At 67.7% G+C, this 23097-nt stretch carries 21 protein-coding genes; 9 read left to right on the forward strand and 12 right to left on the reverse strand.

What is annotated here, in order from left to right:
- The first annotated feature begins 39 nt into the window (after positions 1–39).
- The 4 genes from ACW18C_RS06865 (at position 40) to ACW18C_RS06880 (ending at position 1638) form a co-directional block, all read left to right on the forward strand.
- Entirely contained in the window at positions 40–330 is a 291-nt protein-coding gene (locus ACW18C_RS06865; RefSeq protein ID WP_492073636.1) for a type II toxin-antitoxin system Phd/YefM family antitoxin, read from the forward strand.
- A 77-nt stretch (positions 331–407) separates the two neighbouring features.
- A complete protein-coding gene (locus ACW18C_RS06870; RefSeq protein ID WP_008260634.1) occupies positions 408–815 on the forward strand; it encodes a type II toxin-antitoxin system VapC family toxin in 408 nt (135 codons plus the stop codon).
- A 78-nt stretch (positions 816–893) separates the two neighbouring features.
- Positions 894–1313, forward strand: a complete 420-nt coding sequence (ndk, locus tag ACW18C_RS06875; RefSeq protein WP_008262562.1) for a nucleoside-diphosphate kinase — start codon at positions 894–896, stop codon at positions 1311–1313.
- Positions 1314–1437: 124 nt separating this feature from the next.
- Positions 1438–1638: a YMGG-like glycine zipper-containing protein gene (locus ACW18C_RS06880; protein WP_054766136.1), complete on the forward strand. Its 201-nt coding sequence runs from the start codon at positions 1438–1440 to the stop codon at positions 1636–1638.
- 76 nt (positions 1639–1714) lie between these two features.
- Here ACW18C_RS06880 and ACW18C_RS06885 read toward each other — a convergent pair whose 3' ends face one another.
- Both ACW18C_RS06885 and ACW18C_RS06890 read right to left on the reverse strand, forming a co-directional pair.
- Positions 1715–3766, reverse strand: a complete 2052-nt coding sequence (locus ACW18C_RS06885; RefSeq protein WP_492073638.1) for a M13 family metallopeptidase — start codon at positions 3764–3766, stop codon at positions 1715–1717.
- 127 nt (positions 3767–3893) lie between these two features.
- Entirely contained in the window at positions 3894–4703 is an 810-nt protein-coding gene (locus ACW18C_RS06890; protein ID WP_492073639.1) for an SDR family oxidoreductase, read from the reverse strand.
- Between the two features lie 191 nt (positions 4704–4894).
- On the opposite strand from ACW18C_RS06890, the gene ACW18C_RS06895 reads away from it, so the two are divergent.
- On the forward strand, positions 4895–5503 hold the full coding sequence (locus tag ACW18C_RS06895; RefSeq protein ID WP_492073641.1) for a TetR/AcrR family transcriptional regulator: 609 nt from the start codon (positions 4895–4897) through the stop codon (positions 5501–5503).
- A 19-nt stretch (positions 5504–5522) separates the two neighbouring features.
- On the opposite strand, the gene purN is transcribed toward ACW18C_RS06895, so the two are convergent.
- Positions 5523–6125 (reverse strand): phosphoribosylglycinamide formyltransferase, encoded by a 603-nt coding sequence (gene purN / locus ACW18C_RS06900; RefSeq protein ID WP_492073643.1) that lies wholly within the window; start codon positions 6123–6125, stop codon positions 5523–5525.
- Positions 6126–6269: 144 nt separating this feature from the next.
- On the opposite strand from purN, the gene ACW18C_RS06905 reads away from it, so the two are divergent.
- Positions 6270–7874, forward strand: a complete 1605-nt coding sequence (locus ACW18C_RS06905) for a S10 family peptidase (protein WP_426025185.1) — start codon at positions 6270–6272, stop codon at positions 7872–7874.
- A 68-nt stretch (positions 7875–7942) separates the two neighbouring features.
- Here ACW18C_RS06905 and purM read toward each other — a convergent pair whose 3' ends face one another.
- Positions 7943–8980, reverse strand: a complete 1038-nt coding sequence (gene purM / locus ACW18C_RS06910; protein WP_492073645.1) for a phosphoribosylformylglycinamidine cyclo-ligase — start codon at positions 8978–8980, stop codon at positions 7943–7945.
- 79 nt (positions 8981–9059) lie between these two features.
- Between purM and rnd the strand changes: the two genes are divergently transcribed.
- Complete coding sequence (rnd, locus tag ACW18C_RS06915) at positions 9060–10211, forward strand: ribonuclease D (RefSeq protein ID WP_008262460.1); 1152 nt, start codon at positions 9060–9062, stop codon at positions 10209–10211.
- On the opposite strand, the gene ACW18C_RS06920 is transcribed toward rnd, so the two are convergent.
- The 5 genes from ACW18C_RS06920 to ACW18C_RS06940 all read right to left on the reverse strand — a co-directional run bounded on the left by ACW18C_RS06920 (position 10208) and on the right by ACW18C_RS06940 (position 15484).
- Positions 10208–10573 (reverse strand): VOC family protein, encoded by a 366-nt coding sequence (locus tag ACW18C_RS06920; RefSeq protein ID WP_492073647.1) that lies wholly within the window; start codon positions 10571–10573, stop codon positions 10208–10210. The two genes, rnd and ACW18C_RS06920, sit on opposite strands and share 4 nt — an antisense overlap.
- A 49-nt stretch (positions 10574–10622) precedes the next feature.
- Positions 10623–12125, reverse strand: a complete 1503-nt coding sequence (locus ACW18C_RS06925) for a Ppx/GppA phosphatase family protein (protein WP_492073648.1) — start codon at positions 12123–12125, stop codon at positions 10623–10625.
- Positions 12125–14341 (reverse strand): RNA degradosome polyphosphate kinase, encoded by a 2217-nt coding sequence (locus ACW18C_RS06930; protein ID WP_492073649.1) that lies wholly within the window; start codon positions 14339–14341, stop codon positions 12125–12127. Before ACW18C_RS06930 ends, ACW18C_RS06925 begins: the two co-directional genes overlap by 1 nt.
- Before the next feature lie 77 nt (positions 14342–14418).
- The gene (locus ACW18C_RS06935) at positions 14419–15111 is read right to left on the reverse strand and encodes a P-loop NTPase family protein (RefSeq protein WP_492073650.1); all 693 of its coding nucleotides are present in this window, start codon (positions 15109–15111) and stop codon (positions 14419–14421) included.
- A gap of 85 nt (positions 15112–15196) precedes the next feature.
- On the reverse strand, positions 15197–15484 hold the full coding sequence (locus ACW18C_RS06940) for a YciI family protein (RefSeq protein WP_154726267.1): 288 nt from the start codon (positions 15482–15484) through the stop codon (positions 15197–15199).
- A gap of 160 nt (positions 15485–15644) precedes the next feature.
- Between ACW18C_RS06940 and aspS the strand changes: the two genes are divergently transcribed.
- Complete coding sequence (gene aspS / locus ACW18C_RS06945) at positions 15645–17477, forward strand: aspartate--tRNA ligase (protein WP_492073652.1); 1833 nt, start codon at positions 15645–15647, stop codon at positions 17475–17477.
- 60 nt (positions 17478–17537) lie between these two features.
- Here aspS and ACW18C_RS06950 read toward each other — a convergent pair whose 3' ends face one another.
- From ACW18C_RS06950 to ACW18C_RS06960, 3 genes are all read right to left on the reverse strand, one after another.
- Positions 17538–18422, reverse strand: coding sequence for a pentapeptide repeat-containing protein (locus tag ACW18C_RS06950; RefSeq protein WP_492073653.1), 885 nt, complete (start codon positions 18420–18422; stop codon positions 17538–17540).
- Positions 18423–18503: 81 nt separating this feature from the next.
- Positions 18504–18998 carry a pentapeptide repeat-containing protein gene (locus ACW18C_RS06955; RefSeq protein WP_492073655.1) on the reverse strand — a complete coding sequence of 165 codons (495 nt, stop codon included), beginning with the start codon at positions 18996–18998 and terminating at the stop codon, positions 18504–18506.
- Positions 18999–19053: 55 nt separating this feature from the next.
- Positions 19054–21699, reverse strand: a complete 2646-nt coding sequence (locus ACW18C_RS06960; protein ID WP_492073657.1) for a TSCPD domain-containing protein — start codon at positions 21697–21699, stop codon at positions 19054–19056.
- A 301-nt stretch (positions 21700–22000) separates the two neighbouring features.
- Here ACW18C_RS06960 and ACW18C_RS06965 point away from each other — a divergent pair, with 301 nt between their 5' ends.
- Positions 22001–23086 carry a LacI family DNA-binding transcriptional regulator gene (locus tag ACW18C_RS06965; RefSeq protein WP_492073659.1) on the forward strand — a complete coding sequence of 362 codons (1086 nt, stop codon included), beginning with the start codon at positions 22001–22003 and terminating at the stop codon, positions 23084–23086.
- The last annotated feature ends 11 nt before the right edge of the window (positions 23087–23097 follow it).

A 23097-nucleotide genomic window follows, 5' to 3' on the forward strand; every position in this document is an offset into this window, starting at 1 on the left:
CAATGGACTTTCTGACCGGTCATCTCTATATGACCAGTCATGACGTATGATCTTGTAAGCGGCGAGGTCGTCATAACGGCCACGGAGTTCAAGGCCAAGTGCCTGGACCTGCTGGATCGCGTGAACTCGGGCGAGATTCGCAGGGTTCGCATCACCAAACGCGGCAAGGAGGTGGCGGTGGTCGCCGGTTCCTCTGCGCCAGAGGATAGAGGCGACTTCATCGGCTGGCAGGCTGGAAGCGTCGATCTGCCGGACGATCTGGACATCGATGGTCCAATCTATGACCCCGAAGTGGATGGCGTCTGTGATCCGATGAGCGGTCTGCGTTGAGCTTGAAGCCGACAAGGGCCGTGGGGCGAGGGCTGGGGGCTCTGTCCAAGGCGGGGCAGTCCAAAGCGGCGATACTGTTGGACACCAACGCGATCATTCGGGCGCAACTGGATCGCGATTTGCGACCTGAGGCCCGTGCCGCGATACAGGCCGCGCAGGCCGAAGACGGAATCCTCGTGTCGGTGGTCTCCGCTTGGGAGATCGGTCTGCTGGCGCGAAATCGGCAAAGCCCGACGGGACGACTGTTTCAACCCGACGCCGCGACATGGTTCGACAATGTCCTGAGCGCGCCGGGCGTCTGGATGGCTCCGATGAACCACCAGATCGCGTTTGCCGCGTGGAACCTCCCGGAGCCGATCCACGGCGATCCAGCGGATCGACTGATGATCGCTATCGCTCGCGAACTTGACGTACCGTTGATCACCCGCGACCGCGCCATCCTCGACTACGCCGCCGCCGGTCACGTCCGCGCCATCGCCTGCTGATAAGACGGGCTTGGCGCGGGGGCGGGGCGTCGCTATAAGCCCGCGACCCTTAGTCTCCCTAACAAGAAGTCAACTCCCATGACCGAACGCACCTTCTCGATCATCAAGCCCGACGCGACCCGCCGCAATCTGACCGGCGCGATCAACGCCGTGATCGAAGGCGCCGGCCTGCGCATCGTGGCCCAGCGTCGCGTCAAGCTGTCGACCGACCAGGCCAAGAAGTTCTACGAAGTCCACGCCGAGCGTCCGTTCTACGGCGAGCTGGTCGAGCAGATGACCGCCGAGCCGGTGGTCGTCCAGGTGCTGGAAGGCGAGAACGCCGTCGCCGCCTATCGTGAAATCATGGGCGCCACCAACCCGGAACAGGCCGCCGAAGGCACGATCCGCAAGCTGTTCGCCCTGTCGATCGGCGAGAATTCGGTCCACGGTTCGGACAGCCAGGACAACGCCAAGATCGAGATCGCCCAGTTCTTCACCGACGACCAGATCGTCGGCTAAGGCGCTCAAGCCGCGAGGGACCGCGTCCCGAGCGTAGCGCGAAGAGACAAAGGCCCGCGTCCGGAACCGGACGCGGGCCTTTTCGTTGGGTCAGTCTCGTATCGTCCCCTCCCGGAGCAGACCCATGAAGACCATCCTGAAACTGACCCCCGTCATCGGCGCCGTGGCCCTGCTGGCCGCCTGTGGCCAGACCATGGAACAACGCGCCGCCACCGGCGCCCTGGGCGGCGCCGTCGCCGGGCAGGTGGTCGGCGGCAACACCGGCTCGACCGTCGCGGGCGCTGCGATCGGCGCCGTCGCCGGCGCGGCGACCACGCCGAAGTAAGAGCTTCGGCCCCGCGCTGAAAAGAGAAGGCCCGGAGCGATGCTCCGGGCCTTTTTCGTTCGGGCTGCGTGACCGCTTACCAGATGCGGGCGCGGGCCTCGGGGGCGATGTAGGCCTTCTGGTCCGGCGAGACGCCGAAGGCCGCGTACCAGGCGTCGATGTTGCGCGGCGAGGTGGCTGCGCGGACCGAGCCCGGCGAGTGCGGGTCCGTGGTCAGTTGCTCCTTCAGCGCCGCCTCGCGCGACTTCTCGCGCCAGACCTGGGCCCAACCCAGGAAGACGCGCTGGTCGCCGGACAGGCCGTCGATCACCGGAGCCGGCTGGCCGTTCAGCGACTTGTGGTAGGCGTCGAGCGCCAGCAGCAGGCCGCCCAGGTCGGCGATGTTCTCGCCCATGGTCAGATCGCCGTTGACGTGGACGCCGGGCAGGGGCTCCAGGCTATTGTAGATGTCGCCCAGAACCTTGGCGCGCGCCTCGAACCGGGCGGCGTCTTCCGGCGTCCACCAGTCGCGCAGCACGCCGTCGCCGTCGGACTTGCGGCCCTGGTCGTCGAAGCCGTGGGTGATCTCGTGGCCGATGACCGCGCCGATGCCGCCGTAGTTGACGGCCGGGTCCGCGTTCGGATCGAAGAAGGGCGCCTGCAGGATGGCCGCCGGGAAGACGATCTCGTTACGCGGCGGGTTGTAATAGGCGTTCACCGTCTGGGGCGTCATGCCCCATTCCAGCGGATCGACCGGCTTGCCGATCTTGCCGCGCTGATACGCCCACTCGAACGCCGAGGAGCGTTCGACATTGCCGTACAGGTCGCCGGCGGTCAGTTCGAGACCGTCATACGACCGCCACTTGTCGGGATAGCCGATCTTCACCCCGAACTTCGACATCTTGTAGAGGGCCTGTTCGCGGGTCGCCTCGCTCATCCAGTCCAGGGTCTTCAGCCGTTCGGTCATGGCGGCGCGGATGTTGTCGACCAGGGTCTCCATCTGGGCCTTGGACGAGGCGGGGAAGTGCAGGCGGACATATTCCTGGGCCAGGACCTCGCCCAACTGGCCGTCGACCAGGGCCACGCCGCGGTTCCAGCGCGGACGGTTCTCGGGCTGGCCGCGCAGGGTCTTGCCGCGGAACTCGAAGCGGGCGTCGACGAAGGCCTTGGACAGATAGGGGCTGGCCTGATCGACGATCTGGGTCGCCTCCCACGCCTTCAGGGTCTCGATCGGCGTCTCGGCGAAGACCTGGGCGATGCCCGGGAAGGCCGTGTTCTCCATCAGGATCAGGGTGTCGAGGTTCCCGACCTGGGCGCCGTCGAGGAAGGCGGTCCAGTCGAAGCCGGGGGCCAGGGTCGCCAGGTCGGCGACCTTGCTGGGGTTGTAGAGCTTGTCGATCTGGCGACGCTCGACCGTGGTCCAGTGTTTCTCGGCGACCTTGGTCTCGAAGGCCAGGATGTCGGCGGCGCTCTGGGCCGGATTGGTCCAGCCGATGGCGGTCAGGGTCTGGGTCAGATAGGCCAGATAGGCCTCGCGCTGGGCGGCGAAGTCCGGCTTCAGATAATAGTCGCGGTCGGGCAGGCCGAGGCCGCCCTGGGCCAGATAGGCCGAGTTGATGTTCGGGTTCTGCAGGTCCTCGAAGACCGCGACGCCGAACAGGGAGCCGCCGAAGCCGGAATGGCTGGCGCCCATCAGGCGGGCCATGGCGGCGTGGTCGGTAATCGCCTTCACGGCGGCGAGGTCGGCGGCCATGGGCGCGGCGCCCAGTTGTTCGACGCGCGCCTCGTCCATGAAGCTGGCGTAGAGGGCGCCGACCTTCTGGGCGTTGGCGTTGACCGGATTGGCGGCGCTGGTCTCGATGATCGACTTCAGCTGGGACTGGGCGTTCTCATAGAGGACGTCGAAGGGACCGAACCGGGCCTTGTCGGCGGGGATCTCGGTGGTGCGGAGATAGGTTCCGTTGGCGTATTCGTTGAAGTCGTCGCCCGGCTTGACGCTGGTGTCGCGGCCGGCGAGGTCAAAGCCCCAGGCGCCGAAGGGGGCGGGGGCGCCGTGCGCGCCGTGCGAGTGGTCCTGGGCCGAGGCGCCGCCGGTCAGGGCGACGACGATACAGGCCGAGCAGGCGGCCATAAGGCGAATACGATTCATGAAGGATAGGGTCCCGATTTTTGTCGGCCGCACCTTTGCGCCGGTGCGGCGGCCTGTCGCATGAAGTTTTCGTAATCCGGCGTGAGGCGGTTCCCGGTGGATGCGGTCAGCGGCTCACGCCTGAACCTCATCGCCTTCCCTGGAAGTCGTCCATCGAATGATAGACGCCCAGCCAGCGCCCGCCGATCAGGTCGAACCATCGTACCGGCAGAAGACCGCGGACCAAGGGCAAAAGGTTCACGATCCACGGCAGTCGCAGAACGATCCTGTCCGTCTTGATCGCCGCGACGATCCGATCGACGACCTTGTCGGGTCTGAGGATGGGGATGACGGGCGAACGCACGCCCTGGAACATGCCGGTGTCGATGTAATAGGGCATGACGGTCGTGACCTTCACGCCGGTCGCCTCTTGCTCCATTTCGATGCGCAGGGAATCGGACCAGCCGATCACGGCCCATTTGCTGGCGCAGTAGACCGACATTTTGGGGTTGGAAACCAGGCCGGCTGCGGAGGCGATGTTGACGATATGGCCGCCGCCGCGGGCGATCATGCCGGGCAGGACGGCGTGCGCCACATACATCGGCGCCAGCGCGTTCACATCCATGGTTCGCGCGATGTCGTCGGGGCTGTGGGCGACGAAGGGCCGACCGGTCACCACGCCGGCGTTGTTCACCAGCATGTCCACCTTGATCCCGGCCTCGTTCATCTCTTGAACCGTGGCGCGGATACGTTCGGGGTCGGCCAGATCGACCAGATAGGTCGACACGGCGACGCCGCCCCCGGCCAAGTCGTGGGCCAGTCGCTCCATGGCCTCCGCCTGGATATCCCAGAGAACCAGATGCGCGGCGCCCTCAGCGACGAACCTCCGCGCCATCAGCGCGCCGATCCCGGACGCCCCGCCGGTGATCAGAACCGTCTTGCCGCCAATCCTGCTCATGAGAGTCCATCCGTGTCCGCAGTATTCAAGAACTGGAGTATTTGCTCTCATTTGACAAGGCTGGTAGTTGACGAAGCCCTTCGCTCCGTCGTCGCCGAATGAGGCCGGGCGAAGTCCAAGTCACAGGGAGACTCATGGCCGCCAACCCGACGGATGCTCAGGACGGTCCCGGGCCCACCGGAAGCGGGCCAGTGCGGCGGCCGCCGGTCCAGGATCGCGGCCGTCGGCGGGTTGAGCAGATCCTCGACGCCGCCGCCGAAGTGATCGGCGAAATGGGCGTGGACAACGCCACGACCAATATGATCGCTGCGCGGGCCAGTACGTCGGTCGGGGTGCTGTATCGCTTCTTCCCCCACAAGCGCGCGATCATCGAGATGCTGGCGGTGCGCTATGTGCACGAGACGGAACAGATTCTGAGCCGTCAGGAGCAGGCGGGCATTGCGGTTTGGCCCCTGCGTCAGGCGGTCGAATGGGTCCTGCATGCGCTGACGGACTTTCATCAGGCCCATCCCGCCTATCAACACGTCTATCGGGCCGTGCGCGGCTCCAGCAGTCCCGAAAGCACCGCATTGCTCGATCACACCCGGGTCGTCGTCGATCGCTTGCTGGCGCTCCGCGCACGGCATGTCCTGCCTCAGGACCGCGAATGGCACGCCACCACAGTGGTCGAAGCGGCGCATGCCCTGGTGGTTCAGGCCTGCGCCCTGACGCCCGACAAACGCGTGCGGCTTATCGCGGAAACCGCCCTGATGCTGACCCGGTACCTGACGCCGGATTATGCGCCTTCGGACCGGGCCTGACGGCGCAGCATGGAGAGGTTCAGGCCCGCGCCAAACCCTTGCAGAAGCTCGCCAGCACCTGCGGATACAATCCATGTTCCGCCGTCTTCACCCGCTCGGCCAGGGCGGCGGGCGTGTCGTCGCCCAGGACCGGCACGCGGGCCTGGCCCAGGATCGGACCTTCGTCCACGCCTTCGGTGACCAGATGAACGGTGCAGCCGGCCTCGGCGTCACCGCCGGCAATGGCGCGGGCGTGGGTGTCGAGGCCGGGATAGAGGGGCAGGAGGCTGGGGTGGATGTTCAGCATCCGGCCGTTCCATGCGCGCACCAGCCACGGCGTCAGGATCCGCATATAGCCGGCCAGGGCGACCACCTCGACGCCGGCCGCGCGCAGGGCCTCGTCAACCGCCCGCTCATGGGCCTCGCGGTCCTTGCCGAACGGCTTGTGGGGGATGGAGACGGTCGCGACGCCCTTGGCCGAGGCGATGGCCAGACCGCCCGCGTCTTCGATGTTGGACAGGACCAGGGCGACCTCATAGCCGCTGTCAGCGGCCTGACCGGCGTCGATCAGGGCGGCCATGTTGGAGCCGGTCCCGGAGATCAGGACGGCGACGCGGACGGGAGAAACGGCTCGGGACGACATGGCCGCCCCCATGGCGGGGCGGGCGACGCTTGGCAAGGATCAAACGCGATCCGCTCTTGTTGTCCGCCGTGTTCGGACGTTACCGTGTAACGTCGCCGATCCGACGAGGGGTCCTGAGGGGCGGCGGGTACAGGGGATTATCGCATGAAGAGACTGATCTGCCTCGCGGCCATGGCTGCGATGCTGGGCGCGCCCGCAGCGTCCTTCGCTCAGGAGAGCGGTTCGAACAGCGGCGCCAGCGGCGGCGGCGCGATGCGCTCGGCGACCGACCGGTTCCGCAACGCCAACGCCGACGCCATCGAAAAGGACTGGGCGCGCGCGCCGGTCAAGGAGGCCGAGGTCACGACGGCCCATTCGGTCAACGCCCATGGCAAGACCCTGCGGTATCACGCGACGGCGGGGACGCTGACGATCCGCGACGACGCGGGCATGCCGACGGCCAGCCTGTTCTATACCGCCTATACGTTGGACGGTCAGCCGGTCGGGACGCGGCCGGTGACCTATCTGTACAACGGCGGGCCGGGCTCGCCGACGGTGTGGCTGCACATGGGCTCGTTCGGGCCGATGCGGGTCCAGACCGACGAGCCGACGGTGGTGCGGCCCGCGCCCTTCGCCTTTGGTCCCAACGATATGACCCTGCTGGACCAGACGGATCTGGTCTTCATCGACATGGTGGGGGCGGGCTTCTCGCGGCCGCTGGGCGAGACGGCGGGTTCGGCCTTCTGGGGCGTGGATCAGGACGCAGACGCCTTCGCCCGCGCCATCATGCGCTACACGACCAAGTTCAGCCGCTGGTCCAGCCCGAAATACATCATCGGCGAATCCTACGGCACCCTGCGCACCGGCGCCGTGGCCTTCCAGCTGGAAGACCGGGGCATGTCGCTGAACGGGGTGGTGCTGTTGTCGTCGATCATGAACTACGGCGTGCGTCAGCCGGGCTATCCGCAGAATTTCGTCACCCTGCTGCCGACCTATGCGGCGACGGCCTGGTATCACCGCAAGCTGGCCCATCCGGCGGCGACGGTGGAGGAACAGGTGCAGCGGGCGCGTGACTTCGCGCTTGGGCCCTACGCCTCGGCCCTGGCCAAGGGGCATATGATCTCGGACGCCGAGCGCGCCGACATCGTGCGTCAGATGAGCGAACTGACCGGCCTGTCGCCCAATTTCATCGACAACGCCAATCTGCGGGTCGAGCTGAGCAGCTTCCGCAAGGAGCTGTTGCGTGACCGGCGCCAGACCATCGGGCGACTGGACACCCGCTATCTGGGTCTGGACGACGACGCCTCAGGCGACTCGCCCGAGGACGATCCGTCCAGCTCGGCCGTGACGGGGGCCTATTTCGGCATTTTCCGCGACTATGTGGCCAATGAGCTGAAGTACGACACCGACGTCGAATACCGGATGTCGGCGCGGGGCCTGCCGGGCTTCAACTGGAACTGGAACCACCGTCCGCCGGTCGGCGGGCCGCAGACGACACCGAATACGGCGGTCGATCTGGCCACGGCGATGCGGCGCAATCCGTATCTGAAGGTGATGGCGCTGAACGGCTATTACGACGCCGCCACCCCCTTCTTCTCGACCGAGTTCGACCTGGCCCAGATGATGCTGGAGCCCAGCCTGAGGCCGAACCTGGAGTTCACCTATTATGAAGGCGGGCACATGATGTACCTGAGCCACGACGCCCTGGTGAAGCTGCACGCCGACCTGTCGCGTTTCTACAGCGAAACGGCGAACGGCGGGGCGCGCTGATACGCAAGAGGGCCGGAGGCGTCGCCGCCTCCGGCCCCTGTTTCATGCGAAACCGGCGCGTCGAAGGATCAGGCCGCTTCCAGCTGTCCGCAGACGAAGGCGACCTCGCCCGCGTTGAGCAGGGCGGCCAGCACCGGCTCGGCGTTTTCGGGCGAGACGATCAGGATGAAGCCGACGCCGCAGTTGAAGGTGCGGCGCATCTCGTGGTCGCTGATGCCGCCGATTTCGGCCAGCCACTGGAAGACGTGGGGCATGGGCCAGCTGTTCCAGTCGAATGAAGCCTTCAGCCCCTCGGCGATGCAGCGGGGCGGGTTCTCGATCAGGCCGCCGCCGGTGATGTGGGCCGCGCCCTTGATCAGGCCCGCCTTCATCAGGGGCAGGACCGGCTTCACATAGATGCGGGTCGGCTCCATCAGGGCCTGGGCCAGGGACCGGTCCTTGGCGAAGGGGGCGTCGTCGCCCCAGGCCAGGCCGGACTTCTCGACCACTTTGCGGACCAGCGAATAGCCGTTCGAGTGCGGACCGGTCGAGCCCAGGCCAATGATGATGTCGCCGGCCGCCTGGCGTTCCAGGTACGGCAGGGCGTGGCCGCGCTCGACCGCGCCCAGGCTGAAGCCGGCCAGGTCGTAGTCGCCGTCGGTGTACATGCCCGGCATTTCGGCGGTCTCGCCGCCGACCAGGGCGCAGCCGGCCTGGCGGCAGCCCTCGGCGATGCCGGCCACCACGCGGCGGGCGGCGTCGATTTCAAGCCGGCCGGTGGCGTAATAGTCGAGGAACAGCAGCGGCTCGGCGCCCTGGGCCAACAGGTCGTTGACGCACATGGCGACCAGGTCGATGCCGACCCCGTCATGCCGGCCGGTTTCGATGGCGATCTTCAGCTTGGTGCCGACGCCGTCGGTGGTGGTGACGATCAGCGGATCTTCAAATCCGGCGGCCTTCAGGTCGAACAGGGCGCCGAAACCCCCCAGCGACGGCTCCGAACCGGGGCGCGCCGTGGACTTGGCCAGGGGCTTGATGTGTTCGACCAGCATCTCGCCTGCGTCGATGTCCACGCCCGCATCGGCGTAGGTCAGGCCGTTTTCGAGAGGCTTTTGGGTGTCGCTCATGGTGTTCGGGCCTGGAATCGGGGCGGAAATGCAGCGCGGCTCTTGCCACAGGTGGGTTGCGGGGGGCTATAGCATCGGAATGACGCCGATCACCACCAATGAGGCGCTGGCCGATTTTTGCGCCCGCCTCGCCACCGCCCCGTTCATCACGGTCGACACCGAGTTCATGCGGGAAACGACCTACTGGCCCAGGCTGTGCCTGATCCAGGCCGCGTCCGCCGATCACGCCGGGATCATCGATCCTATGGCGGAAGGCCTGGACCTGGAGCCCTTCCTGGACCTGTTGCGCGATCCGAAGATCATCAAGGTCTTCCACGCCTGCCGCCAGGACGTCGAAATCTTCGTGCGTCTGGGCGCCATGCCCAGGCCGATGTTCGACACCCAGGTGGCGGCCATGGCGGCCGGGTTCGGCGAACAGGTCGCCTATGATTCGCTGGTGCGGCAGATGCTGCGCGTCGAACTGGACAAGGGCAGCCGCTTCACCGACTGGGCGCGACGCCCGCTGTCGGACAGCCAGCTGGTCTACGCCCTGGGCGACGTGACCCATCTGGCGGCCCTGTATCCCAAGCTGCGCGACCGGCTGAAGAAGGAAGGCCGGCTGGACTGGGTGATGTCGGAGATGGAGAGCCTGATCGATCCGGCCCTGTACGACACCAATCCCGAGAACGCCTGGAAGCGGCTGAAGCCCAAGAAATTCTCGGCCAAATACCTGGCGGCCTTCAAGGCCGTGGCCGTCTGGCGCGAGCGCGCCGCCCAGGAGCGCGACCAGCCGCGCGGCCGCATCCTGAAGGACGAGGGCATCGACGAGGTCGCGCAACAGACCCCCACCGATCCCGAGGCCTTCAACCGTCTGCGTTCGGTGCCCAAGGGCTTCGGCGGATCGCGCCTGGGCCTGGAGCTGGCAGAGGAGCTGAAGCGCGTCCTGGCCGATCCCGAATCCCATGCGCCCGAGATGGAGCGGCCGGCCCATCGCCAGCCTGCGCCGCCGTCGGTGGTGGAGCTGCTGAAGGTGCTGCTGAAGGCCAAGAGCGACAACGCCGGGGTGGCGTCCAAACTGATCGCCACCGTGTCCGATCTGGAAAAGATCGCCGTCACCGACGACGCCGATGTGGATGCGTTGAAGGGCTGGCGGCGCGAGATCTTCGGGGAGGACGCGCTGAAGCTGAAGCGGGGCGAGATCGCCCTGGTGCTGAGCGGATCGCGGGTCGAGGTCGTCGAGATCGAGGGCTAGGCGCCGGCCGGCGGCTCCCACAGTTCGATGGGATTGCCCTCGGGGTCGTGGATGCGGGCGAAGCGTCCGACCTCGGGGCTGGCGTCCCACTCGTCCTTGGTGACGACCTCTACGCCAGCGGCCTTCAGAGAGGCGAGCAGGGCGTCCAGGCCTTCGACGCGCAGGTTCAGCATCCAGCGTTTGTCCTGGGGAAAATAGTCGGTCGTTTCCTTGAACGGCGAAAAGACGGTCGGTCCCGCCTGCTGATCCCACAGGAACTGCCCCTCTGGCGCGCCGACGCCCAGGTGCTTCAGATACCAGGCCGAAAGCGCCTGCGGGTCCTGGGCGCGGAAGAAGAAGCCGCCGATTCCGGTTACGGGCATGAGTGTTCCTTTCGTTCGACGAAAGGCTGAACCCTGTTCGGTGATCTGTCTAGATTTTCAGACCCAGTCCCATCGCCTCGGCCAGGGCCTTGGCGCGCTTCTTCGTCTGTTCGCCCAGCAGCACGTCGGCGTAGCCTTCAGTGGCTGTCAGCTTCAGTTCGGCCTTGCCCACCGTGGCGGTGGCGTTGGCGAGCAGTTGCGACGACCGGCCCGACAGATCGCAGGCCAGGCGGATGGCCAGGCCCAGGGCGCGGGCGCGCTTGGCGGCGTCCTCGTTCAACAGGCGGCTGATGATGTCCGGCTGGGGCGTGGCCGGACCGCCGCCGTAGCGGGCGTTCATGGCGCAGGCGAGGAAGGCGCGCTCCGCATGGCTGACGCCCGCCACGGGCGCACGCAGAACCTGATCGAAGACCAGTTCCAGACGGTGGTCCGGATGCAGGCGTGCGCCCAGGTCCGACAGGCGGCAGGCGGCGGCGGACAGGACGCCGTCGCGCGCGGCGCCGAAGGCCGACGGCAGGGCCGAGACGACGTCTGAAATCCAGCCGTTCAGGGCGCCGGGCAGGGCGGGGTCGATCCCCTGCCGTCCGCCCAGGGCCGCGCACCCGGCCAGCAGCGGATCGGCCGCCTGGGTCGCCTCGTCCAGGGTTTCGAACAGCAGGCCTTCGCGCACCCCCCAGGCGGACATCTCGATCCGCTTCAGGTTCAGGTGCTTGATCAGACCTTCCAGCACCAGGCCGGCGTAGGGCAGGGTTTCGGCCCGCTTCTTGGACACGCTTGGCAGTTTCGCCAGGCTGGCGGCCGACTGTTGCGCGACCAGACGCGCGGTCTCCAGCGCCTCGTCCGCCGTGATCTCGTACTGGTGCACGACCTTCAGCGGATAGGATTTCAGCGCCATATGGACCTGGGCCAGGGTGCGCCAGGCGCCGCCGACGGCGTAGAGGCGGTCGGTCTGGAACTGGGCCGCGACGGGTTTCAGCCTCTGGTCGATGCGGGCCTTGATCCGGTCGACGTCGAATCCCTTGCCCTCGGCCAGGGCGAAGGGGCCCAGCGGCAGGGTCAGCCCCTGTTCGACGCTGCGCGCCGCGCCAGGGGCGCCGTCCAGACGAGTCAGCTCCAGACTGGCGCCGCCCATGTCGGCCGAGACGCCTTGCGCGTCGGGTGCGCCGGCCAGCACGCCCATGGCGGCGTACTTCGCCTCTTCCTCGCCGGACAGGACACGGATCTGCAAGCCCGTCTCGGCGGCGACGCGCTGGCAGAACTCAGGGCCGTCCCTGGCTTCGCGCACGGCCGCGGTGGCGGCGATCAGGGTGGCGTCGGGGCGAACCCCCTCCAGCACGGCGGCGAAACGGCGCAGGGCCGTCATGGCCATGACCACCCCCTCGGGCGACAGCTTGCCGGTGGTCGGCAGGTCGCGGCCCAGACCGGCCAGGACCTTTTCGTTGAACACGGTCCAGATCGCCCGACCTTCCAGCCGGTAGAGAACCAGACGGACCGAGTTGGACCCGATGTCGATGGCCGCGACGTCGCGGCGGGTAAGCGCCAGATCCGGCATCAGCGGCCGGGACGCTCGTAGCTGAGAACGGACGGCAGGGTCTTCACCTTGCGCCCACGGCCCGACAGGCTGGGATTGGTCATGAAATATTTGTGGGCCGAGAAGGGCCGCTCCGGATCGGCGGGGATGAGGCGGGTATAGCGCCCTTCGGCGTCCAGCACCCAGCTTTGTGCGTCGTCCTTCAGATTGGCGACCATGATCTGGTCCAGCACCTGGTCATGGACGGTGGCGTTGCGGATCGGGGTCATCAGCTCGACCCGGCGGTCCAGGTTGCGCGTCATCCAGTCGGCCGAGGAGATGAAGACCTTGGCCTTGTCGTGCGGCAGGTCCTTGCCGTTGGCGAAACAGACGATGCGGCTGTGCTCCAGGAAGCGGCCGACGATGGACTTGACGCGGATGTTCTCGGACAGGCCCGTGACGCCCGGCCGCAGGCAGCAGATGCCGCGCACGACCAGATCGATGCGCACGCCCCACTGGCTGGCCCGGTACAGGGCGTCGATGATCTCGGGATCGACGAGCGAGTTCAGCTTGACCCAGATGGCGGCTGGCTTGCCCATGGCGGCGGCCGACATTTCCTTGCCGATCAGTTCGATCAGGGTGGACTTCATGTTCAGCGGCGAGACCACCAGGGCCTCCAGCTCGTCCGGGGTGGCGTAGCCGGTGATGTAGTTGAACACCCGGCTGGCGTCGCGGCCCAGGACCGGGTCGCACGAGAACAGCGACAGGTCGGTGTAGATCTTGGCCGTGACCGGGTGATAGTTGCCGGTGCCGAAGTGGCAGTAGGTCCGCAGGGCCTCGCCCTCGCGGCGCACGACGACGCTGAGCTTGGCGTGGGTCTTGTATTCGACGAAGCCGAAGACGACGTGGACCCCGGCCCGCTCCATGGCCCGGGCCCAGCGCAGATTGGCCTCCTCGTCGAACCGGGCCTTCAGCTCGACCAGGGCGGTGACGTTCTTGCCGTTCTCGGCCGCCTCGATCAGGGCGGCGACGATGGGGCTGTCCTTGGAGGTGCGATACAGGGTCTGTTTGATGGCGATGACGTTCGGATCCCGCGCCGCCTGACGCAGGAACTGCACCACCACGTCGAAGCTTTCGAACGGGTGGTGGATCAGCATGTCCTTCTCGCGAATGGCGGCGAAGATGTCGCCGCCGTTGTCGCGGACCCGCTCGGGATAGCGCGGCTCATAGCCCTTGAACTTCAGGTCGGGGTGGCCGCCGGGGATCAGATCCGACAGCTGGGCCAGGCCCAGCATCCCGTCGACCAGCACCACGTCCTGGGGCGCCGCCTCCAGTTCGCCGACGATGAAGTCGCGCAGGTCGGTCGGCATCGAGGCCTCGATCTTGACGCGCACGACCGAGCCCAGGCGACGTTGCTTCAACGCCTCCTCGAACTCGAGCACCAGGTCCTCGGCCTCTTCCTCGATCTCGATATCGCTGTCGCGGATCAGGCGCAGAAGGCCCTTCTCCAGGATGTCACAGCCGGGGAACAGGTGGTCGATGAACAGCAGCAGCACGTTTTCAAGCGTGATGAACCGCTTGCGACCGGGCGCCGAGCGGCCGTCGGTCGGCAGTTCCCAGAAGCGCCGAACCTGGGTCGGCACGGGCACCAGGGCGTAGAAGGTCTTGGCCTCGCCCTTGCGTTTCAGCTTCAGCGCCAGGGAGAACCCGAGGTTGGGCAGGAAGGGGAAGGGATGGGCCGGGTCAATGGCCAGGGGCGTCAGGACGGCGAAGAGCTGGTTCAGGAACTCGGGCTCCAGCCGCTCCTTCTCGGTCTTGGTCAGACGGTTGCGGTCGACCACCTCGATGCCGACGGTCGCCAGTTCCTTCTTCAGCTGGCGCCAGCGCACCTGCTGTTCGGCCATCAGGTCGCCGGCCGAGATATTGATGCGCTCGAGCTGTTCGGCCGGGGTCAGGCCGTCGGCCGAAAGCACCCGCACCCGCTCGCGCAACTGGCCCTTCAGGCCGGCGACGCGGGTCATGAAGAACTCGTCGAGATTGTTGGCCGAGATCGACACGAACCGCAGGCGTTCCAGCAGCGGGTGGTTCGGATTGGCGGCCTCTTCCAGCACACGTTCGTTGAAGGCCAGCCAGGAGATTTCACGGTTGAAGAACCGCGTGGGCGAGGCGATCAGTTCCTCGTTCAGGGCAAGCTGGGGGGCGCGAGAAGCGGGGACTTCCTCGCCCAGGGTGGCGTCGTGGATCGCGGCGTCGGTCATGGCCCGGTTCTCGCGCGCGACTGTGACGGCCGCAAGCGGGCATCGACATTTTCATGGGCGGCCATTCGCCCCGGCCCTCAGTCGGTCTCGACCTCGACGGCGGCGCTCATTTTGTCCAGCACCTGCCGGGCCAGGGCTCGGGTGACGGGGCGGTGCAAGGCGTCCAGACGTTCGACCGCAGTCGCCGCAGTGTCGGCGGACCGGTCCAGCCGCCGCACCAGATAGGCGATCACCTCGTCGGTCGGTGCGATGCTGCGCTCGGCGAACCGGGCGCGCAGAATGGCGGACAGGACCCGGTCGTCCGGCGCCTCGACGGCGACGGTCCGGACCGCGTCCAGGCGTGAGCGCAGATCGGGCAGGGCGACGGACCAGTTCCGCGGGGCCGCGCGCGACACCAGCAGCAGGGCGCCGCCGCCCGTATGGGCCAGATTGATCAGGTGAAACAGGCTCTCGTCGTCCGCATCGCGCGCGCGATCCAGCAGGACCGGCCGCCCTTCCAGCTCCAGCGGATCGACCAGGGCCGCCTCGACGCCGTTCAGCGGCACGGCCCCGACCCGTTCGGCCCAGTCGGCGGCCAGCCGGCTCTTGCCCGAACCCGCCGGTCCGTAAAGGGCCAGGACCGAACCGGCGCCGTCCGGCCAGCGCGACAATACGCGGACGGCCTCGGCGTTGCTGTCCGACGACACAAAGGCCTCGCCCGCAAGCGGGCGTTCCAGCGGCAGACGCAGCTGTTCGGCGTTCGGTCGGATCATGGCGCTCTGCGCGGGCATGAGCCTGTCATAGCAGAGGCGGAGACGAACTGCGCAGGCGCATCCTGTTGGTACAGGGGAGCGAAGGCCCGCCCTGTGGACGGAATCAGGCGAATTCGGTAAGGGCGGGGTTGAACTTGCCTGCCTTGAACTCGGTGATCCTGTAGTCGGCCAGGCCGTGGACCTGGAAAGGATCGTCCTTCAGCAGGGTCTCGAGCTCCTCTTTCGTGCCCCCGCTGCGGACAACGAGTATGCCGCCGGTGCGCGGAACCATTGGACCGGCGGCGATGATCAGGCCGCTGGCGACATGGATGTCCAGCCATTCGCGATGCTCGACCGTCTTTGCCTCGATGGCTTCGATGGGCTGGGTATAGGTGATGGTGACGATGAACATGGGCAGCCTTGCGCGGTGACTGGAACCGCTATCGCGCGGCGCGGCGGGGTTTGCAACGGCTGAAACCTTGACTTTCGGGGGGGATAATGCGCCCTACGCCGCTTCGATTTCAGGCGCCTGAGGCGTCAGATTCCACCGCAGAATTCCAGACGGTCCATTCATGCACGCCTATCGCTCTCACACCTGCGGCGCCCTGCGCGCCTCCGACGCCGGTTCTGCCGTCCGCCTGTCCGGCTGGGTGCATCGGAAGCGCGACCACGGCGGCCTGCTGTTCATCGACCTGCGCGACCACTACGGCCTGACGCAGCTGGTGCTGCACCCGGAGACGCCGGGCTTCGCGGCGGTCGAACGTCTGCGCGCCGAAAGCGTGATCAAGATCGACGGTGAAGTCGTCGCGCGCGAGGCGGGGGTGGTGAACCCGAACCTGCCGACCGGCGAGGTCGAGGTCCGCGTCCTGGGCGTCGAGGTTCTGTCGGAAGCCGCCGAACTGCCGATGCCGGTCTTTGGCGATCAGGAGTATCCGGAAGACATCCGTCTGGCCAATCGCTTCCTCGACCTGCGTCGCGAGCGTCTGCACAGGAACATCGTGCTGCGCTCCAGGGTCATCTCTTCGATCCGCCAGCGCATGGTCGCCCAGGGCTTCCTGGAGTACCAGACGCCGATCCTGACCGCCTCGTCGCCGGAAGGCGCGCGCGACTTCCTGGTGCCGTCGCGTCTGCACCCCGGCAAGTTCTATGCGCTGCCGCAGGCGCCCCAGCAGTTCAAGCAGCTGCTGATGGTCTCGGGCTTCGACCGCTATTTCCAGATCGCCCCCTGCTTCCGTGACGAGGACCTGCGCGCCGACCGTTCGCTGGAATTCTACCAGCTCGACGTCGAGATGAGCTTCGTGACCCAGGAAGACGTCTTCGCCGCCATCGAGCCGCTGATGCACGGCGTGTTCGAGGAGTTCGGCGAGGGCAAGCCGGTGTCGCCCATCGACGGCGTCCATGTCTTCACCAACGATTTCGGCGAGACGTTCGAGCACAAGGGCTTCGAGCGCCTGACCTACGCCCAGTCGATGGCCTGGTATGGTTCGGACAAGCCGGACCTGCGCAACCCGATCAAGATGCAGGTCGTCTCCGACCACTTCCGCGACGGCGGCTTCGGCCTGTTCGCCAAGATCCTGGGCGCGGACGAGAAGAACGCTGTCTGGGCCATCCCGGCCCCGACCGGCGGATCGCGCGCCTTCTGCGACCGTATGAACTCGTGGGCGCAGGGCGAAGGCCAGCCGGGCCTGGGCTATATTTTCTGGTCGGAGGACCAGGGCGCCTGGGGCGGTCCCATCGCCAAGAACCTGGGTCAGGAGCCGACCGAGACCCTGATGAAGTCCCTGGGTCTGGGCCAGGGCGACGCCGCCTTCTTCGTCGCCGGCCTGCCGTCGGTCTTCGCCAAGTTCGCCGGGCTGGCCCGCACCCGCGTGGGAACAGAGCTGAAGCTGATCGACGAGAACCAGTTCAAATTCTGCTGGATCGTCGACTTCCCCATGTTCGAATGGTCGGAAGAAGAGAAGAAGGTCGATTTCAGCCACAACCCCTTCTCGATGCCGCAGGGCGGGCTGGAGGCCCTGGAGACCCAGGATCCGCTGACCATCCGCGCCTTCCAGTACGACATCGTCTGCAACGGCTATGAGCTGTGCTCGGGCGCGATCCGGAACCACAAGGCCGAGATCATGCTGAAGGCCTTCGAGATCGCCGGCTACGACGCCTCGGTGGTCGAGGAACAGTTCGGCGGCATGCTGAACGCCTTCCGCTACGGCGCCCCGCCGCACGGCGGCCTGGCGCCCGGCATAGACCGCATCGTCATGCTGCTGGCCGGCGAGACGGCCATCCGCGAGGTCATCGCCTTCCCGCTGAACCAGCAGGGCGAGGATCTGCTGATGAACGCGCCGACCGAGGCGGAGGAACGCCAGTTGAAGGACGTCCACATCCGCACGGCCGTGCCGATCAAGGTCTGATCGGCCACGCCTGATCGCCGAAACGAAGAAGGGGACGCTGCGGCGTCCCCTTTTTGCTGTTCAGTGTTCGGCGGACACGAAGTGGCGCACGGCCGGGGGAGCCGGCGGTGCAGGCGGGGTGCGGATCACCCGGATGGTTCCGCGACAGGCCTGGGGCGTCAGACGACCGGGCAGGCGGGTGGCGCCGTCGCCGCAGGCCTCGCTGACCTGATCCTGGGTCAGGTTGCGCGCGCCGGACAGGTCGGCGCCCCGGATGTCGGTGCGGCGCAGCGAGGCGTCGTTGAAGTCGGCGCGGGTGAAGGTCGCCCCTGTCAGACGGGCGCCGTCCAGGCTGGCGTCACGGAAGGAGGCGTTCGAGAAGTCGCCGCCGGACAGGTTGGAGGCGTTGATCTCGGCGTCGGAGAAGTTTGCGCCGATGGCGTGGACATTGGCCAGGGTGGCGCCGAACAGTTCGCTGTTCGAGAAATTCGCGCCCGCCAGGGTCGCGCCGTTGAAGTTCACGCCGTGCAGTTCGGCCCCCGACAGGTCGGCCCGCGACAGGTTGGCGCGCACGAAGGACGAGCCCTGGGCCTCGGCCCCCGTCAGGACGGCGCCGGTGAAATTGGTCGAGGTGAAGTTGGCCCCGACGATCTCGACCCCCGTCAGATTGGCGCGGCTGAAGTCGCTGCCGGTGAAGTTGGAGCCGACCATTTCCGCGCCGCGCAGATTGGCGCCGACCAGGGTGGCGTTCATGAAGCTGGCGCCGGTGAAGGTGGCGCCCGACAGGTTTCGGCCCGACAGTTCGCAGCGATTGCACGAACCGCCCAGGGACACCGACCGGGCCACGTCGCGATCCTGGACCGTCATCTCGATCCCGGCGAAGGCGGGGGTGGCGAGTATCAGGCCCGCCGCCGCGATCAGCGCGGATTTCAATCGGATGGGGGTTGGGCGGGCGATCTGTTTCACGCAGTCTGAATGCCCCGAAACACCGGCCATACCTACTTAAATCGAGGTAATTTCGTTAAATCCCGGCAAGACGGATGGCCGTCAGCAGGCGGGAATACGTAGGTTTCCGGACAGAATGGTCGAGCCGTCGCCGCAGGCGCGGTTCAGCTGACCCTGGGTCAATCCGGTGGCGCGCGACAGGTCGGCGCCGGACAGGTTGGTCCCGATCAGCTTTGCGCCCGAGAAGTTCGCGCCTTGCAGATAGGCGCCGACGAAACTGGCGTTGGTCAGGTCTGCTCCTGAGAAGTTGGAGCTGGAGAAGACCCCGCCGTAGGCCTCGACGTCGCGCATGTCGGCGTTGGAGAAACGGGTGCGGTTCATCACGCTGAGGCTGAGGTCCGCCTGGCGCAGGCGCGCGCCGGACAGGTTCAGGCCGCGCGCCTCAAGACCGGAGAAATCACCCTGGAACAGGTTGCAGCCGGCGCAGGATGCGCCGCGTTTCACGCTGGCGATCTGGCTGGCGTTCTGCGCCAGAACAGGGGTGGCGGCGGTCGCAAAGAAGGCGACGGCGATGGACAGGGCAGTCAGGCGGGACATGGGGTCGCTCCAGCGAAAACGTCGCGTGGCGGCACTCTAGAGCCCAGCCGTTAACTTAGCCCTGATCGCCGCCGTGAACCGCCCGGGCGTCTCCGCAGGTGTCGCAGACCCAGACGCCGCCGCGATTCTGCAGGCTGAAATCGCCGCAGGACGGGCAGGCGACGGCCTCGGTGTTGGCGACGACCTTCGGTTCAGGTTCGGCTTTCTTGCCGAAGGGCAGGACCACGAGATTGTCGGGCGCCGAACCGCGGGCGAAGCCCTTCGAGATGAAACGGGCGGCGGGGACGGCCTCTCCCCCCTCCGCCTTGCCGTGACCCAGACCGTCGGCGTTCAACTCATCGGGGCCGGCGTTGGCCAGTTCGTGGCGGTCCAGATAGGAGACGCCCAGCTCGCGGAAGATATAGTCCAGGATCGAGGTGGCCGAGCGGATCGAGTCATTGCCCGTGACCCGCCCCGCCGGCTCGAAACGGGTGAAGACGAAGGCGTCCACGAACTCGTCCAGCGGCACGCCGTACTGAAGCCCGATCGAGATGGCGATGGCGAAATTGTTCATCAGGCTTCGGAAGGCGGCGCCTTCCTTGTGCATGTCGATGAAGATCTCGCCCAGTTCGCCGTCGTCGTATTCGCCGGTGTGGATATAGACCTTGTGCCCGCCGACGGCCGCCTTCTGGATATAGCCCTTGCGGCGGTCGGGCAGTTTGCGGCGGGCGCGCTCGCGTTCGACCACCCGTTCGACGACGCGCTCCTGCGGGGCGGGCGTGGGAGCGGGGCGGGGCGTTTCGAGGCGTGGAGCCGCATCGGTTTTCGGCAGGGTCAGCAGGGGGCCTGGGGGCGGAGGCGCGCGACGCAGCCGCACCGCACGGCGACCCTCTGCGGCGGCCTGGGCCAGGCGGCGGGCGGCCTGGGCGGCGGTGGCGCGCCAGTCCAGAAGGTCCACGGCCGTGTCTGGCGCGTCGCTGAACGGTTCGACGGCGCGGCGCAGGTCGGCCTCGACGCCTGCCGGATCGGCCAGCAGGGCGGCGACGGCGGCGGGCGCCTCGGCCCAATCCGTCAGATCGCCATGGCCGAAGACCCAGCGCGCCGCCGCGAACTCGGCCTCTTCGGGCACGCCCAGCAGGTTCAGCAACGGGCCATCGCCGTCTTCCAGCCCCAGGACGTCGCGGATGAAGCCGGGGTCCAGCACCGGGGCGGTGAAGACGGCGTCGAAGCCGTCGGCCCCGGCCAGGGCCTGTTCGACGGCGGCCAGTTCGATGTCGGTGAAGCCGAAGGCGCGCAGGGCGGCGTGATCGACGCCCGGCGCCTCGACCAGGGTGCGACGGCCGAACAGCCGGCGCTCGGCCGCCTGGACGTCGCCGCCCGCGCGGGCCAGGGCGGCGGCCAGGGGCGCGGTCAGGCGACGGCCGATCTGGCCGTCGGCGGTCTGGAAGACGTCGATGACCGAAGGGGCGCCGAGGCCCAGTCGCAGCCGGGCCTCGGCGTCGTCCACGAACAGGCCGACGTTTGCATGACGCCGGGGCGCGCCGAGCTTGCCGATCCGCTTCAGGGCGACGGCGGCGAGAGGATCCGGATTGGACTTCAGGCGGGCGCGGCGGGCGCGGTCAGCGTCGGCGACCTGGCTCTTCAGGGCGTCCCATTCGGCGCAGGGGCCGCGCAACTGGGCCAGTTCCACCGAGGTCTGAGCCGCCACCACCGCTGTCAGGCCCGCCAGGGCCTCGGCCCGGGCGGCCAGGTCGCCGCCGGCCGGGATCAGGGCGGCCGAAAGGCCCTCCAGCCCCAGGGAAATGGCGACGCTCGCGGCCTGAAGATCCAAGGCCACGGTCCACAGACGCACCAGATCCGGCAGGCGGTCGAAGGTCCCGCCGTCCAGGGCGGCGACGGCGGACAGGTCCAGCAGGGCGCGACCGACCGCGCGCTCTGCCAGGGCCTCGGCGTCGCGGGGAGAGAAGATCGCGATCAGGCCGCCGTCCAGAGCCGATTCGGCGGCCAGCAGGGCCTCGGGCGCGCCGGCGGCGATCTGGGTGCGGTCGGCCAGGGCGATCAGGGGCGGGGTTTCGTGGAAGGGGCGCAGGGCCAGGGCCGGACGTTCGCCATCGACGGCGCGCAGGATGTCGGCGTCGGTGGCGCCGCGACGCCGCGCAGTGGCGGCGGCGCGACCCAGGGCGGGGTTGCGCGACGGGTCGGCGCAGTGGCCGTCCGGCCCCTCGCAGCGGTCCACGGCGTCGGCGACGGCGCAGAGCGCGTCGGCCAGGGCCTCGGCCGACTGCAGCGCCAGTCGGGCGGTCATGCGGTCGGCGCGGTGTTCGGCCAGATGCACCGGCGCGGCGGGATCGGACAGGTCGAGAATGTCGGCGGGGCCTGCGCCAGCCTCGGGCGCGCCCACAGGCGAGGCCAGGCCCAGTTGAATGGTGGCGGCCAGTTCGGCGGCGAAGACATAGGCCTCGGCCCGATCGGTGAAGACGCCCTCGGCCAGGCCCCGGCCGGCCAGGCGTTCGGCCCAGGCGTCGACGGCGCCGTTCAGCCAGCCGCCGGTCGGCGACAGGTCGGGGACCAGGGATTCGCTCCAGTCCAGCCAGGATTCGATCCGGGCGTCCGACCATGCGGCCGGCGCCGTGATCTCCTGGACTGTGGCGGCGCGCTCGACAGCGCGGGTCTCCATCGTGACCCGGCGGGCCAGATCCACGAAGCCGGATTGAAAGCGCATGGGCCGCATCTCCCGGTAAGCCTGCCACCAGATTACGGCGATCCATCAAGGCGCGCCACTATATGTAGTAGTTATCAACCGCTGAATCCACTTGATGGTCATTCAGCGCCTTTGGGGCGGACGCCGGCTCGATCCGGTGGTCATCAGGCGAGGCGCGGGCGCCGGCGGGCCAGAAATCGACACAAAGCGACATTGCGCCGCTTGCGGCCGACATTGCTCCTGTGTCATGTAACCGATTACATCAGGTTATCGACAGACCTTCGACAAGAAGGCTGGCGCGATGACGCTCAGAGGGAAACACTTGGATATCGCCGCCTCATCAGCCGTGAACGGACGTGCGCCCGCCGCCAAGGCCGCCACGATCCGCGACGTCGCCGAACGGGCCAAGGTGTCCGTGGCCTCGGTGTCGCGCGTGCTGAACGGGTCGGACGCCATCACCGAAACCACGCGCCAGCGGGTGCTGGATGCGGTCGCACATCTTCACTACGTCCCCCATGTCGGGGCGCGCAGCCTGTCCACCAGCCGGACGGACACCATCGGGGTCATCCTGCCGGACCTGTACGGCGAGTTCTTCTCCGAACTGATCCGCGGCATGGACCTAGCGGCGCGGGCGCACGGCAAGCACCTGATCGTCTCCAGCTCCCACGGCGACACCGAAGAGACCATGGCGGCGCTGCGGTCGATGCGGGGCCGGGTCGACGGCATGATCGTGCTGTCGCCCCATGTGCGGGCCGCCAATCTGGCCGCCGACGTGGCGGGCCGGACTCCGGTGCTGGTCATGAACGGCGGTCTGGACGAGGGCGGCCGGCCGGCGATCGCTGTGGACAACCACGGGGGCGCCGTGGCGGCGGTCGAACATCTGATCGCCACCGGTCGTCGCCGCATCGCCCATATCCGGGGCGCCGCCGGCAACCTGGAAGCCGATATCCGCGCCGAAGGCTACGCCAGCTCCCTGGTCGGCCAGGATCCGATCATCGTCGAGGGCGACTTTACCCAGGCCGCCGGGCATCGCGCCGCCACACAGTTGATGGCGCTGGACCAGCGCCCGGACGCGGTGTTCGCGGCCAATGACATGATGGCCCTGGGCGCCCTGCTGGCCTTCCAGGAGGCGGGCGTGCGCTGCCCCGAGGACGTGGCGGTGGTCGGCTTCGACGACGTGCCGCTGGCCGCCCTGGTCCGGCCGACCCTGACCACGCTCAGAGTGAATATTGCGGAAATGGGTCGCCGGGGCGTCGAACGCCTCATCGGCCTGGTCCAGGCCGGCGCGAACGCCGAGGCGGACACCGCTTGTGAAATCGTTCGGCCGGCCTTGGTCGTTCGTCAATCCACCGCGGCGGCCGCAACCGCCGGGTCAAACCCCGATCAGACAGCGGCGTCGCTGTCGTGAATCGAATATCA

The organism is Brevundimonas sp. FV1ye7S (assembly GCF_058680995.1).

What these genes read in the sequence shown, in the direction of transcription:
- aspS (WP_492073652.1), top strand. Translation starts at nt 15,645, where the DNA reads ATGCACGCCTATCGCTCTCACACCTGCGGCGCCCTGCGCGCCTCCGAC.
- purM (WP_492073645.1), bottom strand. Translation starts at nt 8,980, where the DNA reads ATGAGCGACACCCAAAAGCCTCTCGAAAACGGCCTGACCTACGCCGAT.
- ACW18C_RS06940 (WP_154726267.1), bottom strand. Translation starts at nt 15,484, where the DNA reads ATGTTCATCGTCACCATCACCTATACCCAGCCCATCGAAGCCATCGAG.
- ACW18C_RS06920 (WP_492073647.1), bottom strand. Translation starts at nt 10,573, where the DNA reads ATGCCCGTAACCGGAATCGGCGGCTTCTTCTTCCGCGCCCAGGACCCG.
- rnd (WP_008262460.1), top strand. Translation starts at nt 9,060, where the DNA reads ATGACGCCGATCACCACCAATGAGGCGCTGGCCGATTTTTGCGCCCGC.
- ACW18C_RS06905 (WP_426025185.1), top strand. Translation starts at nt 6,270, where the DNA reads ATGAAGAGACTGATCTGCCTCGCGGCCATGGCTGCGATGCTGGGCGCG.
- ACW18C_RS06885 (WP_492073638.1), bottom strand. Translation starts at nt 3,766, where the DNA reads ATGAATCGTATTCGCCTTATGGCCGCCTGCTCGGCCTGTATCGTCGTC.
- ndk (WP_008262562.1), top strand. Translation starts at nt 894, where the DNA reads ATGACCGAACGCACCTTCTCGATCATCAAGCCCGACGCGACCCGCCGC.
- ACW18C_RS06890 (WP_492073639.1), bottom strand. Translation starts at nt 4,703, where the DNA reads ATGAGCAGGATTGGCGGCAAGACGGTTCTGATCACCGGCGGGGCGTCC.
- ACW18C_RS06925 (WP_492073648.1), bottom strand. Translation starts at nt 12,125, where the DNA reads ATGCCGGATCTGGCGCTTACCCGCCGCGACGTCGCGGCCATCGACATC.
- ACW18C_RS06955 (WP_492073655.1), bottom strand. Translation starts at nt 18,998, where the DNA reads ATGTCCCGCCTGACTGCCCTGTCCATCGCCGTCGCCTTCTTTGCGACC.
- purN (WP_492073643.1), bottom strand. Translation starts at nt 6,125, where the DNA reads ATGTCGTCCCGAGCCGTTTCTCCCGTCCGCGTCGCCGTCCTGATCTCC.
- ACW18C_RS06935 (WP_492073650.1), bottom strand. Translation starts at nt 15,111, where the DNA reads ATGCCCGCGCAGAGCGCCATGATCCGACCGAACGCCGAACAGCTGCGT.
- ACW18C_RS06960 (WP_492073657.1), bottom strand. Translation starts at nt 21,699, where the DNA reads ATGCGCTTTCAATCCGGCTTCGTGGATCTGGCCCGCCGGGTCACGATG.
- ACW18C_RS06880 (WP_054766136.1), top strand. Translation starts at nt 1,438, where the DNA reads ATGAAGACCATCCTGAAACTGACCCCCGTCATCGGCGCCGTGGCCCTG.
- ACW18C_RS06865 (WP_492073636.1), top strand. Translation starts at nt 40, where the DNA reads ATGACGTATGATCTTGTAAGCGGCGAGGTCGTCATAACGGCCACGGAG.
- ACW18C_RS06930 (WP_492073649.1), bottom strand. Translation starts at nt 14,341, where the DNA reads ATGACCGACGCCGCGATCCACGACGCCACCCTGGGCGAGGAAGTCCCC.